Below are 18,799 nucleotides of genomic sequence, written 5' to 3' on the forward strand. Positions count from 1 at the left end.
GCGCGTGGGGTTTGTTTTAACAGGCTAACCCTAAGATTGTTATGGATTATTTCACTCTTTTTGGTTTACCCGCCCGCTATCCGGTCGATATCCAGGCGCTGAGCGCGCGCTTTCAGGATCTGCAACGTCAGTTTCATCCTGATAAATTTGCCAGCGGCACGTCGGCAGAGCAACTGGCGGCGGTGCAGAAATCGGCAACGATTAATCAGGCCTGGCAAACGCTGCGCCATCCGCTGATGCGCGCTGAGTATCTGCTCTCGTTGCACGGTTTTGATCTCGCCAGCGAGCAGCATACCGTACGCGACACTGCTTTTCTGATGGAGCAGCTTGAGCTCCGTGAAGCGCTGGATGAAATTGAGCAGGCGAAAGATGAAACGCGCCTTGCAGACTTTATGAAGCGCGTGAAGCAGATGATTGACGAGCGTCATCAGCACATGGTGGAACAACTCGATCGCGAAGCGTGGGAGACGGCGGCGGACACCGTGCGTAAACTGCGTTTTCTCGATAAACTGCAACACTCAGCAGAACAACTCGAAGAAAAGCTGCTCGATTTTTAATTTCGGAAGCAATTATGGCTTTATTACAAATTAGTGAGCCGGGTCTGAGCGCCGCGCCGCACCAGCGTCGTCTGGCGGCGGGCATTGACTTAGGTACCACCAACTCGCTGGTCGCTACCGTGCGCAGCGGCCAGGCGGAAACGCTCCCCGATCATCAGGGCCGCCATTTACTGCCGTCCGTGGTGCATTACCAGGCGCAGGGGCATGTTGTGGGTTATGAGGCGCGCGATCAGGCAGCGCAGGACCCGGCAAATACCGTCAGCTCCGTCAAACGCATGATGGGCCGATCGCTTGCCGATATCGTTTCCCGTTATCCACATCTGCCGTATCAGCTTCAGGCAAGTGAAAACGGACTGCCGATGATCGCAACGCCTGCGGGCGTGCTCAATCCCATTCGCATCTCTGCCGATATCCTCAGCGCCCTGAGCGCCCGCGCCAGTGAAGCGCTGGCAGGAGAGCTGGATGGCGTGGTGATCACCGTTCCGGCCTATTTCGACGATGCGCAGCGGCAGGGCACCAAAGACGCCGCGCGTCTGGCGGGGCTTCACGTTCTGCGTCTGCTCAATGAGCCGACCGCCGCCGCGATTGCCTACGGTCTGGATTCCGGTAAAGAAGGTGTGATTGCGGTTTATGACCTTGGCGGCGGTACGTTTGATATTTCCATCCTGCGCTTAAGCCGTGGCGTATTTGAAGTGCTGGCGACCGGCGGTGATTCAGCGCTCGGCGGCGATGATTTCGATCACCTGCTGGCGGACTGGCTCCGCGAGCAGGCGAACCTGAATGACCGCAGCGATGACCGTTTGCAGCGCCAGCTTCTCGACGCTGCCATTGCCGCCAAAATTGCCCTCAGCGATGCGGATACAGTGCACGTTGAGGTGGCAGGCTGGCAGGGTGATGTGACCCGCGCGCAGTTTAACGACCTGATCGCCACGCTGGTCAAACGCACGCTACTCTCCTGCCGCCGCGCACTGAAAGACGCCGGCGTCGAGGCTAATGACGTGCTGGAAGTGGTGATGGTGGGCGGCTCTACCCGCGTGCCGCTTGTGCGTGAGCGGGTAGGGGAGTTCTTTGGCCGTACGCCGCTGACCGCCATCGACCCGGATAAAGTGGTTGCCATCGGCGCGGCGATCCAGGCGGATATTCTGGTGGGGAATAAGCCGGACAGCGAAATGCTGCTGCTGGACGTGATCCCGCTGTCGCTGGGGCTGGAAACCATGGGTGGCCTGGTCGAAAAAGTGATCCCGCGCAATACCACCATCCCGGTGGCCCGCGCGCAGGAATTCACCACTTTTAAAGACGGTCAGACTGCGATGTCTATTCACGTTATGCAGGGTGAGCGCGAGCTGGTACAAGATTGCCGCTCGCTGGCACGCTTTGCGCTGCGCGGTATTCCGGCGCTGCCTGCGGGCGGGGCGCATATTCGCGTGACCTTCCAGGTGGATGCCGACGGCCTGCTGAGCGTGACGGCGATGGAAAAATCCACCGGCGTGGAAGCGTCGATCCAGGTGAAACCGTCCTATGGATTGTCAGATGCTGAAATTGCCAGCATGATCCACGACTCCATGAGCTACGCCGCCCAGGATGTTCAGGCGCGTATGCTGGCGGAGCAAAAAGTCGAAGCCGCGCGCGTACTGGAGAGTTTGACCGGTGCGCTCGCTGCCGATGCCGCGCTGCTCAGCGCCGCAGAACGTCAGATGATTGACGAGGCCGCCGCGCATCTGCGTGTGGCTGCTGAAAGCAATGACGCTGACGCAATAGAACAAGCCATTAAAAATGTTGATAAGCAAACCCAGGAGTTCGCCGCTCGCCGCATGGACCAGTCTGTCCGTAGCGCGTTGAAAGGCCACTCCGTGGACGAGGTTTAATATGCCAAAGATTGTTTTTCTGCCTCATCAGGATCTCTGTCCGGATGGCGCAGTTCTGGAAGCTGAGATCGGCGAAACGATTCTTGACGTTGCCCTGCGTAACGGTATTGAAGTCGAACACGCCTGTGAAAAATCGTGTGCCTGCACTACCTGTCACTGCATCGTGCGTGAGGGTTTTGACTCCCTGGCAGAGAGCACGGAAGACGAAGACGACATGCTGGATAAAGCCTGGGGTCTGGAGCCGGAAAGCCGTTTAGGCTGTCAGGCGCGCGTCACCGACGAAGATCTGGTGGTTGAGATCCCTCGCTACACCATTAACCACGCGCGGGAGCATTAAGATGGGACTGAAGTGGACCGATAGCCGTGAAATCGGCGAGGCGCTATACGACAGCCGCCCGGATCTTGATCCAAAAACCGTGCGTTTTACCGATCTGCATCAGTGGATCTGCGAGCTGGACGAGTTTGACGACGATCCAAACGCATCCAATGAAAAAATTCTGGAGGCGATTCTGCTAGTCTGGTTAGATGAAGCAGAATAAGTTGTCGGGCTGCCTTCGGGCGGCCCTTTTGCATACATGGGCTAATAAAAAAGGATAATACGATGACAACCGACGCCATGAAAATTACGCTTTCCACCCAGCCTGCCGATGCGCGCTGGGGTGAGAAAGCCGCTTACAGCATTAACAACGACGGCATTTCCCTGCACCTGAATGGTAAAGAAGATTTAGCGCTGATCCAGCGCGCGGCGCGTAAAATCGACGGCCTGGGCATTAAACACGTCCAGCTGGCCGGCGAAGGCTGGGACGCCGACCGTAGCTGGGCATTCTGGCAGGGCTATAAAGGACCAAAAGGCAGCCGTAAGGTTGAGTGGGCGTCACTGGACGAGGCAGAACAGAAAGAGCTGGATAGCCGCCTGAAAATCATCGACTGGGTGCGCGATATTATTAATGCGCCTGCTGAAGAAGTGGGTCCTGAGCAACTGGCGCAGCGCGCGGTAGACCTGCTGTCTGGCGTGGCGGGCGAGCAGGTTTCTTATCGTATTACTAAGGGTGAAGATCTGCGCGAGCAGAACTACCTTGGCCTGCATACCGTGGGACGCGGTTCCGATCGTCAGCCGGTTTTGTTAGCCCTCGACTATAACCCGACCGGCGATAAAAATGCCCCGGTTTATGCCTGCCTGGTGGGTAAAGGCATCACCTTTGATACCGGCGGCTACAGTCTCAAACAAAGCGCGTTTATGGACTCCATGAAGTCTGATATGGGCGGCGCGGCGCTGGTCACCGGCGCGCTGGCATTCGCCATTCAGCGCGGCCTTAACAAGCGCGTAAAACTGTACCTGTGCTGTGCCGACAATATGGTTAGTGGCAATGCCTTCAAGCTGGGCGACATTATTCATTACCGCAATGGCAAAACGGTTGAAGTGATGAACACCGATGCCGAAGGCCGGCTGGTGCTGGCAGACGGCCTGATCGACGCTTCAGCCCAGAAGCCTGAACTGCTGATCGACGCGGCAACCCTCACCGGGGCCGCCAAGACCGCACTGGGCAATGATTATCATGCACTGTTTAGCTTTGACGATGCGCTGGCACACCGTTTATTAACCAGCGCGCAGGCAGAGAACGAGCCATTCTGGCGTCTGCCGTTAGCCGAGTTCCATCGTCACCAGTTACCTTCTAACTTTGCCGAGCTGAACAACACCGGTAGCGCCGCGTATCCGGCAGGTGCAAGCACCGCAGCGGGGTTTCTGTCCCACTTTGTAGAAAACTACCGGCAGGGCTGGTTGCATATAGACTGCTCTGCAACCTACCGCAAAGGGGCGGTTGAACAGTGGGCTGCCGGGGCCACTGGCCTTGGGGTACGCACGCTTGCGAATTTGTTGACCGCTGAGTAATCGTGTGGCGGGTAACACGCCATATCGACCGTTATGGCGTGTGTTAACTCTCCTGTGAACCACTGGCCGGGTAAGCGAAACGCCACCCGGCATTTTGACGTAGCGAGCTTATGTCTGACACCAAAAACGAATTAGAAACCCTGCTGGAACAGGCGGCGACCGAACCGGCGCATCGTCCGGCCTTCTTCCGCACGCTGCTGGAATCGACCGTCTGGGTGCCGGGAACGGCTGCCGAAGGTGAAGCGGTGATGGCCGACAGCGCCGTGGATCTCCAGCACTGGGAAAAAGACGATGGCACCTCAGTAGTGCCATTTTTCTCCTCCCTGCAGGCGTTACAGCAGGCCGTGACAGAGGAACAGGCATTTGTGGTCATGCCGGTGCGTACGCTTTTTGAAATGACCCTCGGCGAAACGCTGTTCCTGAATGCCAAACTACCTACTGGCAAAGAATTTACGCCGCGCGAAATCAGTCATTTGATTGCAGAAGAGGGTAATCCGCTCAGCACGCAGCAGGTACTGGAAGGCGGAACGTCGCTTTTATTGTCTGAAGTGGCAGAGCCGCCCGCGCAGATGATTGACTCCCTGACCGCGCTGTTTAAGACCCTGAAAACGGTGAAGCGTGCGTTTTTGTGTTCCATCAAAGAAGGGGCTGACCAGCCGTCTAACCTGCTGATTGGTATTGAAGCCGAAGGGGATATCGAAGAAATTATTCACGCCGCAGGCAGCGTGGCGAGCGATACCTTGCCTGGTGACGAACCTGTCGATTTGTGTCAGGTCACGGAAGGCGAGAAAGGGATCAGCCATTTTATGCTGGCGCATATCACGCCGTTCTACGAAAAGCGCTGGGGCAGTTTCCTGCGTGATTTTAAGCAGAACCGGATCATTTAATGGAAAGCCGCCCCGTAGGGCGGCATCCACGCTTACCTGCCCGTGACGTTGAGCGCTACACGATTCGCGTCGGTGGAAAGATTTCCGTCTTCGCTAAGGTGCGCAAACAGCGTGCCGGAAACAATAAGCGCGATACACAGGTATCGTTTCATTGTGCGGTCCATGCAAAGACCGCATCACGACAGCACCACTGGCGATAATGGCGTGATAGCAAGCACTGAGACGTGCCTGCGCTTACGGCCATGGAACATCCTTTCCCGAAGCCAGTGCCCGCTTGCGAGGCGGCGGAAAGGGCCGATCAGATAATACCCTGGTTTGAGTGTGGTTACCGTATGAAAAATGCTTGACTTTAACGATGCCACTAACGAGTATTAAGGGACTGAGACGTGCCTGCGTTGCTTTGGCAACACAGCCCGCTGGAAAGGCCGCGAACCGGACCAGCATTAAAAAAACCGCCTGCACAGGCGGTTTTTTTATGGCGGTGATTAATCGCGACCACGCATTCAGTCAGAGTAAAACGTTCAGTCGTCAAATTCTTTCAGTTTGGCGTACAGGTCGTCATGGAGTGATTTCATGCCCAGCAGGGTTTTATCGCGTTTTTCATTGGCCTTCTTACGTGCTTCCCACTCAGGTTTGGAATCCTCATCATCGGTAAAAATCCTGTACAAATATTCAATCAGGGAAGATTCCGCCATCCAAAACTCGAAGCGTTCGATACGGGCCACTGGGTATTCGCCGACATCATCTCGTTCAGTAACGTAAAGAAAAATGCGCTGATCGCCAGGATGGATGATACGAATTAAGGCTGGCAGCCGGGGGTCGTTTTCCCAGATAGGTGCCAGTTCCTCCATTGATTTGCCGCCCTGATCCATATAATTGCCATAATACGCGTCAATATCCGGCGTATCGGAATGGATGACGCCGTGCTCATCGATGCGATCAAGGACATCAGCGAAAACGTTCTGACCACGAGTGTTGGTCAGGTTACAATCGTAGGCCAACAACGCTTTCAGGCTTTCGGGTAGCTCGGTTGTCTCCTCATTCTGCGGATCGCGATACTTGCGTACTCGTAGACGATTCACCTCTTCAGAGGGCATCGGATGCAGTATTTTATTACGGTTAGCGCGTTTAATGAGTTCCATTAAATCATTTAGTGAATATTCCGTTTTCTGTCCGGCATTTATTTTAAGGATACTGTCATAATCTATTCCGTCGATAATAAAAAGCCACCCGTCAGGGAAATCATTAAGAATATATTTAGAACGCAAAAATTATTCTGTCGCCTCCAGCAACAGTAAATCAATCAGCAGCACCAGATTAGATTCAAATGAGGTGATCCCCGCCGCCTCAGCCGCAAAATGCACCGCGTCGTCATACAGCGCAAAATGCAGGTCGGCCAGTTCCGCGAGGCTGTTAGCAGAGGCGCGGGTAAAGGCGACTACCGTCATGCCGACATTTTTGGCGATTCGCGCCTTATCCAGCACCTGCTCGGTTTCGCCGCTGCGCGAGACGGCAATAAATACCTGATAGCGTGCCGCATTGCTGAGAAAGATATTGCGGCTGTCGCCGGGGCCGGAAATAAACGCCGCTTTGCCCAGCACCTGTAATTTCTTGGTCAGGTATTCCGCGAAAAGATAAGAAAACCCTGCGCCGTAGAGAAAAAAGCTTTCTTTGTCGCGCAGCAGGGCCGTGAAGCGCTGACGTTTCTCTCTGCTAATCCAGTGAAATGTCTGCTGATAGTTAGCGATGAAATGGGCAAATAGCTCTGGCAGGTTATCTGCGGTATCTGGAGACTGCGCGCTAATGTGCGGCGTATCAGATAAAAGCTGCTTACAGTGCCAGATAAACTCGCTATAGCCGCTAAATCCCAGCTTCTGGCACAGCCGCACGATGGTGGCGGTAGACACATACGTTTGTTTTGCCAGCTCCCGTACGGTGACATGACCGACCAGCAGAGGGTGCTCCGTCAGATGCGCAAGCACACGGAATTCCGCGCGGGTAAGTAGCTCCCCGCGCGAAAGAAGAGGAGCAAGCCGGTTATCCATTATGAAACAGGTTCAATCGGCAGGTCGTCGCGTGCACCCCATTCGCTCCAGGAGCCATCATAAAGTTTTACGTCATTAACGCCCAGGGTGGCGAGAGCCAGTACAACCACGGCAGCAGTCACACCCGAACCACAACTGGCGATAATGGGTTTTTTGAGATCAACACCCTGGCGGGAAAATATTTCGCTCAGCTCATCGGTGGTTTTCATTTCGCCATTGACCACCAAATCATTCCACGGAACATTCAGCGCACCAGGAATATGACCGCGGTGCAGACCGGGGCGGGGTTCATCTGCCTGGGCGTTAAAGCGCGGCGCAGGTCGCGCATCAACCAGTTGCGCCGACTTTTCATGGCTGACCAGCATGACATCGGTCAGGCGTTTCACTGCTTCGCTATCAAACTCAACTTCAAATTCTCCTTCCCCCTGATTCGAAACGCCAGATTCCAGCGGCAGGCCGTCGCGCAGCCAGCCGACCAGACCGCCGGCCAGAATCGAGACATGCTGAGCACCGAACGTGCGCAGCATCCACCACGCGCGTGGGGCGGAGAACAGATTACCGTCGTCGTAAACCACCAGATGCTTATCTTTATTGACGCCAAGCTCACGCATGGCAACCGCAAACGCTTCCGGGCGCGGCATCATATGGGGGAGAGGGCTGTTATGATCGGAAAGCGCTTCAATATCAAATGAAATCGCGCCGGGGATGTGCCCGGCGCGATACTCTTCTACCACGTCACGATCGGTAACGCCCGGGGGAGCCATTCGTGCGTCGATAATCTGGATCTCGGGATCTGCAGCGTGTTCAGTCAGCCAGTCGGCCGCGACAAAAAATGAAGTGGACATGCTTGCCTCCGTGTTATTCATCATCACTGAATTGTCGGTGTTTTTTCTCACGCCGACAAGCAAGCCCACGGTGAAATTATTTGATCGCCTCCCCATTTTGCCAGGCTTGTTGTAGCTGTGGCCAGTAATCGCGGTTAGCGGCGATCATGTCGTCAAGGATCGCTTTGGCATGCTGCATGGTGGGAACCGTGCGGTTCAGCGTAAAGGCCTGAAGTGCCTTCTCGTAGCTTCCTTCAATGGTCGCTTCCACCAGCAACTGTTCTGAGGCGAGTTGCTGCATGAGCAGTGTTTGATGGAACAACGGTACCGCGCCCATTCTGACCGGTTCCGGTCCTTCGCTGGTGATATATGCAGGCACTTCGACCATTGCATCGTAAGGCAGATTGGCTATTGCGCCTTTGTTCTCCACAATAACTAAATGCCGCTGACGCAGATCAAAGGCCAGCGAGCAGGCAACGTCAACAATAAACGCTCCGTGGACGCCAACGTGAAACGCATCCGGCAGAATGCCGCTGCGCTTATACTCTTCGGCGGCGGCGAACAGCTTTTTCTCGCGTCCGTTCATCACTTCGTTAGCGCGGGTATAATTCGGGTCCTGATGTGCAACAATGTCATTGGGCATTAAATAATATTGCAGATAGGGATTGGGCAGATACTCCGGAAAGTGATCCATAATCGGTTTAATATTGCGCCAGGTTTTCACCCACGATGGATCGGCATGCTGCGGATCGGTCTGCGCCGCATCCTCAGTCAGAAGCCCAAAGCGGGCGATATGACGGCGCAACTCCGGCAGGCGATCTTCACCATCGACCAGTACCCGGGTAAACCAGCCAAAATGGTTGAGGCCAAAATAATCGACCTGTAATTTATGCCGATCCACGCCGAGGATCGCCCCCATATTGCGCATTGCTGCCACCGGCATATCGCAAATATTCAGCACCCGCGCGTTGGGTCGCAGACGACGCACCCCTTCAGCGACAATCGCAGCCGGATTAGAATAGTTCACAATCCATGCTTTTTTATCCGCGTAGCGTTCCGCCATGTCGATCAGCTCAACCATTGGCAGAATCGTCCGCAGGCCGTAAGCCAGACCGCCAGGACCACAGGTTTCCTGGCCGACAACACCATGTTTAAGCGGAATTTTTTCATCCTGTTCGCGCATTTTGTACTGACCGACACGCATTTGCGCAAAAACAAAGTGCGCGCCGCTAAAAGCTGTTTCGGGATCGCCGGTGACGGTAAATTTTATCGACTGGCTGTGATCGCGAATGACCTTTTCCACTACGGGCGCAATGGTATTTTGCCGTGATTCATCAATATCGTAGAGGCGAATTTCAGCCAGCGGGAAATCCTCCAGCCGCATCATCAGACTTTTGACAATGCCGGGCGTATAGGTACTGCCGCCGCCCGCGATGGATAAAATAAATGGGGGTTTACTCATTATTGCCTCCTTCAGAGTACCGACTCAACGGCCTCACGCATTTTTTTCACATGCAGCCCGTAGACTACCTGAACGTTATTACCTTGTTTGATAACGCCTTTCGCACCGGTTGCTTTCAGTCGCGGCTCGTCAATAGTGGTCACATCTTTGACCGTGACGCGCAGGCGGGTATAACAGTTGTCGACGACGTCAATGTTCTCGCGTCCGCCCAGCCCGGCGATAATCGCTTCACCGAGACCATCATTCTGACCTTTGGTCTGATATTCTTGTTTGCTATACAAGCGTGTTTCCTGATCGTCGTCTTCACGCCCCGGCGTTTTCATATCGAAGTGACGAATTAAGAAGCGGAAAACGACAAAATAGAGGACGGACATGATAAGCCCGACCACGATATACATCGGCCAGTTGGACTTCTCCGTACCGAGCGGCAGGTTGTAGAGCACGAAATCGATAATGCCATTCGCGCCGATGGCATGAACGTCGAGCAGATAAAACAGCATCATGCCAATGCCGGTCAGTACGGCGTGGACGATAAACAGCATTGGGGCGACAAACAGGAATGAAAATTCGATGGGTTCCGTCACGCCCACCAGCATTGAGGTCAGCGCGGCGGGGATCAGGATCGCTTTCGCTGCCGCCTTACGTTCTGGTTTGGCCGTGACATACATCGCCAGCGCGGCGGCAGGTAAGCCAAACATTTTACTGATACCACGTGCATCCCAGACTACGGTGCTGCTTAGCTGTTTAACTTCCGGGCAGGCCATTTCTGCGAAGTAGATATTACGTGCGCCCTGATAAACCGTGCCGCAGACGTCTGAAGTGCCACCCAGCTCAGTATATAAAAATGGGGTATAGACCAGATGATGCAGACCGGTGGGGACTAAAATGCGCTCCAGAAAGCCGTAAATGGCGACGCCAAAAGCGCCAGAGCTTTTAATTAACAGGGCCAGCGTACTGATGCCGTGCTGGGCGAAAGGCCAGATTTCGCTCATCACTACGCCCAGAATAATTGATACCGGCAGCATAATAATGGCGACAAAACAGTGTCCGGAATAAATGGCCATCGCCCCGGAAAACTGTACGCCGGAATAGCGGTTATACAGATAGCCGGAAAGTGCACCCGTCAGGATGCCAGCGAAAACGCCCATCTCCAGCACCTGCACTCCCAACACCATGCTTTGCCCGGCCGCGCGCATCTGTTCGACGGGAGCCAGCGCACCCTGGAGCTGTAACGTCACGTTCATGGCGTTGATAAACACCACAAACGTCACCAGGCCAATCAGCGCAGCATAGCCTTTATCCCTCGCGGCCAGGCCAATGGGAATACCTACAGCAAATACCAGTGCCAGATTGACCAGTACCGAGACGGCGGATTTTGCAATAAGCTGGCCAATGCTCTGGATTAACGGATAGCCGAGAAAGGGCAGGTACTCGGCAAGATTGCCGTTACCCAGCACATTACCAAACGCGATAAATAATCCGACGATAGGTAAAATAAGTACCGGGCCATACAATGATTTTCCAAAATTTTGTAAGGCGTTTACGGCTCGTTTCATACTCTTCCCTCTGTTAATGAACCGCGCACAAGATGGCGTCAATGCTGATAACCTAGCAGTGACGACTGCATAGAATCCATCTATCTGACTGTTTTAAAAACAAATAACGTCTTATGTAACATGTTACTTTCGATAGTGTGAGTGATGTAACATCATGCAATAACGAAAAATAACGTGCGATCGAGATTCAACAACCATTATTCGGACTTTTGTATTCGTGAAAGTTGCGCATAATATTACCAACCGTGATTGACGGCTTTTGGCCAGGGATTTAACCATGAAACAGTTTCGCCTGACGGCACTAACCCTTACGCTGGTGGCCGCCTTCAGCCTTGCTGGATGCGATGACAACAATAAAACTCAGGCAGCGGCTCCGGCAGCGGCGTCCCCCTCAACGGCGACGCAGGCGAAAACGCCACCGGCAAAGCCTGATGATGCACAGTTAAAAAAACTGGCGGCGCAAAGCCAGGGCAAGGCGCTCAATCTGCTTGATGCCTCAGAGGTTCAGCTTGAAGGCGCGGCAACATTAGTACTTACTTTCTCAATTCCGCTCGATCCTGAGCAGGACTTCTCCCATACCGTGCACCTCGTCGATAAAAAAGAGGGCAAGGTCGATGGCGCGTGGGAACTGGCTCCTAATCTTAAAGAGCTGCGTTTACGCCATCTTGAGCCAAACCGTAACCTGGTGCTCACTGTTGATAGCGGTGTCACGGCCCTGAATAAAGCGACGTTCGGTAAATCCTTTGAAAAAGCGATCACGACGCGCAATATCCAGCCGTCCGTTGGATTTGCCAGCCGTGGCTCGCTGCTGCCGGGTAAAGTCGTTGAAGGCCTGCCGGTGATGGCGCTGAATGTGAATAACATTGACGTTAACTTCTTTCGCGTGAAGCCGGAGTCGCTGGCCGCATTCGTCAGCCAGTGGGAATACCGCAGTTCGCTGTCTAACTGGGAATCGGATGAACTGCTGAAAATGGCCGACCTGGTGTATACCGGTCGTTTTGACCTTAATCCGGCTAAAAATACCCAGGAAAAACTGATGCTGCCGCTTGGCGACATCAAACCGTTGCAGCAGGCGGGCGTGTACATTGCGGTGATGAATCAGGCCGGACATTATAGCTACAGCAATGCCGCCACCCTGTTTACGCTGAGTGATATTGGCCTTTCCACTCACCGCTACCACAATCGGCTGGAAGTCTTCACCCAAAGTCTGGAAAACGGCGCGTTGCAGTCCGGCGTTGACGTCATGCTGCTCAATGAAAAAGGTCAGACGCTGGCGCAGGCAACCAGCGACAGCCATGGTCGCACCACGCTCGAAAGTGAAAAAGCCGGCGCGTTGCTGCTGGCGCGTAAAGACGGTCAGACTACGCTGCTGGATCTCAATCTTCCGGCGCTGGATCTGGCCGAGTTCAAAATCGCGGGCGATCCAGGGTACAGCAAACAATTTTTCATGTTTGGCCCGCGCGATCTCTATCGCCCTGGCGAAACGGTGATCCTCAACGGTTTACTGCGCGACAGCGACGGTAAAGCACTGGCCGACCAGCCGGTCAAGCTGGAGGTGATCAAGCCTGACGGACAAGTGATCCGCACGGTGGTAAGCAAAGCGGAAAATGGTCTCTATCGCTTTAACTACCCGCTGGAAAGCACGGCGACAACTGGGATGTGGCATATTCGCGCCAATACCGGGGATAACCAGCCGCGGCTATGGGATTTCAACGTTGAAGATTTTATGCCCGAGCGGATGGCGCTTAATTTAACCGCGCAAAAAACGCCGCTGGCCCCGGCGGACAGCGTCAATTTTGATGTGGTTGGCTATTATCTGTATGGCGCACCGGCGGCGAACAACGCCCTCCAGGGCAAACTGTTCCTGCGCCCGTTGCGTGAGGCCGTTGACGCGCTGCCCGGCTTCCAGTTTGGCGATGTCAGCGAAGATAACCTCTCCCGCACGCTGGATGAAGTTAACCTGAAGCTGGATGCAAAAGGCCGCGGACAGGTAACCACCGACAGCCAGTGGCAAGAAGCGCATTCGCCGTTGCAAGTATTGCTGCAGGCCAGCCTGCTGGAATCCGGCGGTCGGCCGGTGACGCGCCGAGCTGAGCAGGCTATCTGGCCTGCGGATACCTTACCAGGCATCCGGCCACAGTTTGCCAGCAAAGCGGTGTATGACTACCGTACCGACGCCACCGTCAATCAGCCAGTGGTGGAAGAGAACAGTAATGCAGCCTTTGACATCGTCTATGCAAATGCGCAGGGGCAGAAAAAAGCGGTCTCCGGATTGCAGGTCCGCCTGATCCACGAGCGTCGAGACTATTACTGGAACTGGTCCGAGAGCGAAGGCTGGGAATCACAATTCGATCAAAAAGATCTGGTAGAAGGCGAGCAGTCGCTGGATCTGGCAGCCGACGCGACCGGAAAAGTGAGCTTCCCGGTTGAATGGGGTTCATATCGTCTCGAAGTAAAAGCGCCGAACGAAACGATCAGCAGTGTGCGTTTCTGGGCGGGCTATAGCTGGCAGGATAACAGCGATGGTACCGGTGCTGTGCGTCCGGATCGCGTTACTATGAAACTGGATAAATCTTTTTACCGACCGGGCGATACGCTTAAACTGCACGTTGCAGCACCCGCCGCCGGGAAAGGTTACGCTATGGTGGAATCCAGCGAAGGTCCCTTGTGGTGGCAGGAAATTGATGTTCCTGCGCAGGGTATGGACCTTTCAATTCCCATCGACAAAAGCTGGAATCGTCACGATCTCTATCTGAGCACGCTGGTGGTGCGCCCTGGTGATAAATCCCGCTCGGCGACGCCAAAACGTGCCGTCGGCATTTTGCATTTGCCGATGGGCGATGAAAATCGTCGACTTAACATTGCGCTGGACAGCCCGGATAAAATGCGGCCTAACCAGCCGCTGACGGTGAAAGTGAAAGCGAGCGTGAAAGAGGGCGAATTGCCGAAACAGGTCAACGTCCTGCTTTCTGCTGTAGATAGCGGCGTACTGAATATTACCGACTATGTAACGCCCGACCCGTGGAAAGCGTTCTTTGGTCAGAAACGCTATGGCGCAGATATTTACGATATCTACGGCCAGGTGATTGAAGGCCAGGGACGCCTCGCCAGCCTGCGGTTTGGTGGTGATGGCGATGAACTGAACCGGGGCGGTAAGCCGCCGGTCAATCACGTTAATATCATCGCTCAGCAGGCGCAGCCGGTAGTGCTGGATGACAAAGGCGAAGGTACTGTTACGCTGCCAATTGGCGATTTTAACGGTGAACTGCGCGTAATGGCGCAGGCGTGGACGGCAGAAGATTTTGGCAGCAGTGAAGATAAAGTGGTGGTTGCTGCGCCAGTGATTGCCGAGCTGAATATGCCGCGCTTTATTGCCAGTGGTGATGCGTCCCGTTTGACGCTGGATGTCACTAACCTGACTGATAAACCGCAAACGCTCAACGTCGCGCTTAAAACCAGCGGTCTGTTAACACTGGAGGGTTCACAGCCGGAGCCGTTGAAAATTGCGCCGGGGGTACGTGTTACGCTATTTGTACCGGTCAGTGCGCAAGACGGTTATGGTGATGGCGAAATTGATGCCACCATTAGTGGGGTTAACCTGCCGGGTGAAAACCTGCCACCCGTGCAAAAACAGTGGAAGCTTGGCGTTCGCCCGGCGTTTCCGGCACAAACGGTTAATCTGGGGACGGTACTTCAGGCCGGTGAAAGCTGGCAGATACCAGAGGGTGAGTTACAAAACTTCTCGCCTGCCACCTTGCAAGGGCAACTGTTGCTAAGTGGTAAGCCGCCACTTAATCTGGCGCGTTATATTCGTGAACTAAAAGCCTATCCTTACGGCTGCCTTGAGCAAACGACCAGCGGGCTCTTCCCGTCGCTTTACACCAGTGCGGCGCAGTTGAAAACGCTGGGTATTAAAGGTGACAGCGATGAACAGCGTCGTGCCGCGATTGATCTGGGCATTTCGCGCCTGCTGCAAATGCAGCGTCAGGACGGTGGTTTTGCGCTGTGGGGTAAAGACGGCCAGGAAGAGTACTGGCTTACGGCCTATGTCATGGATTTCCTGGTGCGCGCCAGCGAGCAGGGTTACAGCGTTCCGGCCGAGGCGATGAGCAAAGGCAATAACCGCCTGCTGCGCTATCTTCAGGAGCCGGGTCTGATGACCATCCGCTATAGCGATAATGCTCAGGCGAGCCGCTTTGCTGCGCAGGCTTATGCTGCACTGGTACTGGCGCGTCAGCAGAAAGCCCCGCTGGGTGCACTGCGTGAAATCTGGGAGCGTCATGCCCAGGCGACTTCCGGCCTGCCGCTGTTGCAGCTTAGCATTGCGCTGAAGTCTATGGGCGATGCGCCGCGCAGTGAGCAGGCGCTTCAACTGGCGATGAAAACGCCGCGTACCGATAATCATGTCTGGGTGGCAGATTACGGTAGCGTACTGCGTGATGACGCCATGATGCTGACGCTGTTGAAAGAAAATAATCTGTTGCCGGATCAGCAAAACCGTCTGCTGACGGCGCTGTCCCAAGAGGCATTTGGTCAACGCTGGCTGTCAACACAGGAAACCAACGCCCTGTTTCTCGCTGCCCGCGGGTTGCAGGATCTGCCGGGGACCTGGCAGGCACAGACCTCGCTTGACGCGCAGCCATTCAGTGCGGATAAAGCGCAGGTGAAAAATGTGACTGCCGATCAACTGGCCGCTCTTCAGGTCACCAACACCGGTAGCCAGCCGCTGTGGCTGCGTCTGGACAGCACTGGCTATCCGGAATATGCACCAGCACCTTCAGGCAATGTTCTGCATATTGAGCGCCACATCTACGACACCAAAGGGCAGACAAAGTCGCTTAACGCGCTGCGCAGTGGCGATCTGGTACTCGTCCAGCTTGAAGTCACGGCCAGTCAGAACGTGCCGGATGCGCTGGTAGTCGATTTACTGCCTGCGGGTCTGGAACTGGAAAACCAGAACCTGGCGAACAGTAGCGCCAGCCTCGAAGACAATGCGACCGAAGTGCAGGCGCTGGTCACGCAAATGCAGCAGGCTGATATCCAGCATGTTGAATTCCGTGACGATCGCTTTGTCGCAGCCGTGGCGGTAAATGAAGGGCAGCCGGTAACGCTGGTCTATCTGGCACGTGCGGTAACCCCAGGTACCTATCAGATCCCGGCACCCCAGGTGGAATCCATGTATGTTCCGCAGTGGCGTGCCACCGGAACGGCAGGTGGACCGTTGATCGTTACACCGTAATATGTGGGTATTGCATAAACTAAAAACCCGCTGGCGCTGGCTGGCGGGTTTTCTGTTGCTGCTGTGGCTGGCGGTTATTGCTGCCGATCGTCTGTGGCCGCTACCGCTAAAAGAAGTTACGCCTGCACGTGTGGTTGTGGCGGAAGACGGCACGCCTCTGTGGCGCTTTGCCGATGCCGAGGGGATCTGGCGCTATCCTGTCACCCCCGAAGACGTCTCGCCGCGTTATATCGAGGCGCTGTTGCAATACGAAGATCGCTGGTTCTGGAAACATCCAGGCATCAACCCGCTGTCGATTGCCCGTGCCGCCTGGCAGGATCTTACTTCTGGTCAAATCGTTTCCGGTGGTAGCACGCTTACTATGCAGGTGGCTCGTTTACTCGATCCGCATCCGCGCACTTTCGGCGGCAAGATCCGCCAGGTCTGGCGTGCTCTGCAACTGGAGTGGCATCTTTCCAAACGCGATATTCTGACGCTCTACCTGAACCGTGCGCCGTTTGGCGGCACGCTTCAGGGTGTTGGCGCGGCCAGTTGGGCCTACCTTGGAAAAGCGCCGGCGCAGCTTAGCTATTCTGAAGCGGCGCTATTAGCCGTACTTCCCCAGGCGCCCAGCCGTCTGCGACCCGATCGCTGGCCGGAGCGTGCGCAGGCGGCACGGGACAAAGTGCTGGAGCGTATGCTGACGCAGGGCGTCTGGCCCGCAGAGAGGGTAAAAGAGGCGCAGCAGGAACCAGTCTGGCTGTTCCCCCGGCAGATGCCACAACTGGCCCCGCTGTTTTCGCGCCGGGTACTGGCCAGAAGCCAGCAGGACAAAATCGTCACGACCCTTGATGCCACGCTACAGCGGCAGATGGAAGAGCTGGCGCTGAACTGGAAATCACGGCTGCCGCCGCGCAGTTCACTGGCGATGATCGTCGTCGATCATACCAATATGAAAGTGCGCAGTTGGGTTGGATCGGCAGATATAAATGATGACAGTCGCTTTGGCCATGTGGATATGGTGGCAGCCATTCGATCGCCAGGATCGGTGCTGAAACCTTTTGTTTACGCAATGGCGATGGATGAAGGATTGATCCATCCCGCATCACTGCTTCAGGATGTACCGCGTCGAACAGGCGATTACCGTCCCGGTAACTTCGATAGCGGCTTTCACGGTCCGGTGAGCATGAGTGACGCCCTGGTCCGCTCCCTTAACCTTCCGGCGGTACAAGTGCTGGAAGCCTACGGCCCAAAACAGTTTGCTGCTCGTCTGCGTAATGCCGGATTACCGTTGATCCTGCCTGCGAATGCCCAGCCTAACCTGGCACTGATCCTCGGTGGTGCCGGGGCAAGGCTTGAAGATATTACTGCCGCATACAGTGCCTTTGCCCGTCATGGTAAAGCGGGGCGTCTGCGTGTATTGCCGGACGATCCGCTGATCGAACGGCCGCTGCTGTCACCGGGGGCGGCATGGATCATTCGTCGCATTCTTGGGGGGGAAGAACAACCGCTACCGGATGGTTCCCTGCCGCGTGTCGCCCCGCTGGCGTGGAAAACCGGTACCAGCTACGGCTACCGCGATGCCTGGGCAATTGGCTTAAATGCCCGGTATACCATCGGTATCTGGACCGGACGTCCGGACGGGACGCCAGTGGCCGGACAGTTTGGCTTTGCCAGCGCGGTCCCATTGCTCAATCAGGTTAATAATATTCTCCAGTCGCGGCCAGTGATGTCAGGCGAGCGTGTGCCGGTTGATCCGCGACCCTCGTCGGTCAGTGCCGGCACTATCTGTTGGCCCGGGGGGCAGTCATTGCCTGTCGGGGACACTAACTGCCGCCGGCGTCTTGCTACCTGGCTACTGGACGATAGCCAGCCGCCGACGCTGCTATTACCGGGCCAGGAAGGTATTCGTGGGATTCGTTTCCCGGTCTGGCTGAATGCGGCAGGACAGCGGGTAGCGGCAGACTGCCCGGATGCGGTGGAAAAAGAACTCCAGGTCTGGCCGCTGCCTCTGGAGCCCTGGCTGGCGGCAGCGGAGCGCCGCACCGCACGTCTTCCGCCAGCCTCCGACAGTTGTCCGCCGAGGCAGCAGCAAAACGTCCTGCCACTGGTGCTTTCCGGTGTTCGCGAAGGCGCGGTCATTCGCCATTTGCCAGGCCTGGCCAGCGTTTCGCTGCCCGTTCAGACGACAGGAGGAGAGGGGCGCAGATGGTGGTTTTTAAACGGAGAGGCGTTGAGTGAGGCAGGAAGCGCCATTACGCTGCAACTTGAAAAAGCGCAGAGCTACCAGCTTGTGGCGATGGATGATGCAGGGCAGGTCGCAACGGTCAGCTTTGAACTGCGTTAAAAACAGGCAGCGCGCTGGACCTGTTTTTAACGCAGCGCCGACAGGCATTGTTTTTCGCCGGCGTAATAATGATGGAGCCTGAATAAATAAGAATTATTTCGTTTAAGTTGCTTATAAATTAATACTTTATAGTTATTTGATAAGCGT

The 18,799-nt window shown here is 55.3% G+C and carries 13 protein-coding genes; 8 read left to right on the top strand and 5 right to left on the bottom strand.

Features of this window, described 5'->3' with window-relative positions:
• The first annotated feature begins 41 nt into the window (after positions 1 to 41).
• The 6 genes from hscB (at position 42) to sseB (ending at position 5,200) form a co-directional block, all read left to right on the top strand.
• The gene (gene hscB / locus CHU32_RS20320; protein WP_103677687.1) at positions 42 to 557 is read left to right on the top strand and encodes a co-chaperone HscB; all 516 of its coding nucleotides are present in this window, start codon (positions 42 to 44) and stop codon (positions 555 to 557) included.
• A gap of 14 nt (positions 558 to 571) precedes the next feature.
• Entirely contained in the window at positions 572 to 2,422 is a 1,851-nt protein-coding gene (hscA, locus tag CHU32_RS20325) for a Fe-S protein assembly chaperone HscA (protein ID WP_103677688.1), read from the top strand.
• Position 2,423: 1 nt separating this feature from the next.
• Positions 2,424 to 2,759 carry an ISC system 2Fe-2S type ferredoxin gene (fdx, locus tag CHU32_RS20330; protein WP_103677689.1) on the top strand — a complete coding sequence of 112 codons (336 nt, stop codon included), beginning with the start codon at positions 2,424 to 2,426 and terminating at the stop codon, positions 2,757 to 2,759.
• Position 2,760: 1 nt separating this feature from the next.
• Positions 2,761 to 2,961: a Fe-S cluster assembly protein IscX gene (gene iscX / locus CHU32_RS20335; protein WP_103677690.1), complete on the top strand. Its 201-nt coding sequence runs from the start codon at positions 2,761 to 2,763 to the stop codon at positions 2,959 to 2,961.
• A gap of 62 nt (positions 2,962 to 3,023) precedes the next feature.
• The gene (pepB, locus tag CHU32_RS20340) at positions 3,024 to 4,313 is read left to right on the top strand and encodes an aminopeptidase PepB (RefSeq protein ID WP_103677691.1); all 1,290 of its coding nucleotides are present in this window, start codon (positions 3,024 to 3,026) and stop codon (positions 4,311 to 4,313) included.
• Between the two features lie 110 nt (positions 4,314 to 4,423).
• On the top strand, positions 4,424 to 5,200 hold the full coding sequence (gene sseB, locus CHU32_RS20345; RefSeq protein WP_103677692.1) for an enhanced serine sensitivity protein SseB: 777 nt from the start codon (positions 4,424 to 4,426) through the stop codon (positions 5,198 to 5,200).
• Between the two features lie 521 nt (positions 5,201 to 5,721).
• Here sseB and CHU32_RS20350 read toward each other — a convergent pair.
• The 5 genes from CHU32_RS20350 to CHU32_RS20370 all read right to left on the bottom strand — a co-directional run bounded on the left by CHU32_RS20350 (position 5,722) and on the right by CHU32_RS20370 (position 11,087).
• Positions 5,722 to 6,384, bottom strand: coding sequence for a DUF5066 family protein (locus CHU32_RS20350; RefSeq protein WP_425444903.1), 663 nt, complete (start codon positions 6,382 to 6,384; stop codon positions 5,722 to 5,724).
• 87 nt (positions 6,385 to 6,471) lie between these two features.
• Positions 6,472 to 7,245 (bottom strand): MurR/RpiR family transcriptional regulator, encoded by a 774-nt coding sequence (locus CHU32_RS20355; protein WP_103677693.1) that lies wholly within the window; start codon positions 7,243 to 7,245, stop codon positions 6,472 to 6,474.
• Complete coding sequence (sseA, locus tag CHU32_RS20360; RefSeq protein ID WP_103677694.1) at positions 7,245 to 8,090, bottom strand: 3-mercaptopyruvate sulfurtransferase; 846 nt, start codon at positions 8,088 to 8,090, stop codon at positions 7,245 to 7,247. The genes CHU32_RS20355 and sseA overlap by 1 nt, the downstream gene beginning before the upstream one ends.
• A 76-nt stretch (positions 8,091 to 8,166) precedes the next feature.
• A complete protein-coding gene (locus CHU32_RS20365; RefSeq protein ID WP_103677695.1) occupies positions 8,167 to 9,531 on the bottom strand; it encodes a 6-phospho-alpha-glucosidase in 1,365 nt (454 codons plus the stop codon).
• An 11-nt stretch (positions 9,532 to 9,542) separates the two neighbouring features.
• The gene (locus tag CHU32_RS20370; protein WP_103677696.1) at positions 9,543 to 11,087 is read right to left on the bottom strand and encodes a PTS transporter subunit EIIC; all 1,545 of its coding nucleotides are present in this window, start codon (positions 11,085 to 11,087) and stop codon (positions 9,543 to 9,545) included.
• A gap of 277 nt (positions 11,088 to 11,364) precedes the next feature.
• On the opposite strand from CHU32_RS20370, the gene CHU32_RS20375 reads away from it, so the two are divergent.
• Both CHU32_RS20375 and pbpC read left to right on the top strand, forming a co-directional pair.
• Complete coding sequence (locus CHU32_RS20375) at positions 11,365 to 16,326, top strand: alpha-2-macroglobulin family protein (RefSeq protein ID WP_103677697.1); 4,962 nt, start codon at positions 11,365 to 11,367, stop codon at positions 16,324 to 16,326.
• 1 nt (position 16,327) lies between these two features.
• Positions 16,328 to 18,652: a peptidoglycan glycosyltransferase PbpC gene (gene pbpC, locus CHU32_RS20380; protein WP_103677698.1), complete on the top strand. Its 2,325-nt coding sequence runs from the start codon at positions 16,328 to 16,330 to the stop codon at positions 18,650 to 18,652.
• Positions 18,653 to 18,799: the final 147 nt, after the last annotated feature.

This window comes from Superficieibacter electus (assembly GCF_002915575.1).
Classification (GTDB): Bacteria; Pseudomonadota; Gammaproteobacteria; order Enterobacterales; family Enterobacteriaceae; genus Superficieibacter; species Superficieibacter electus.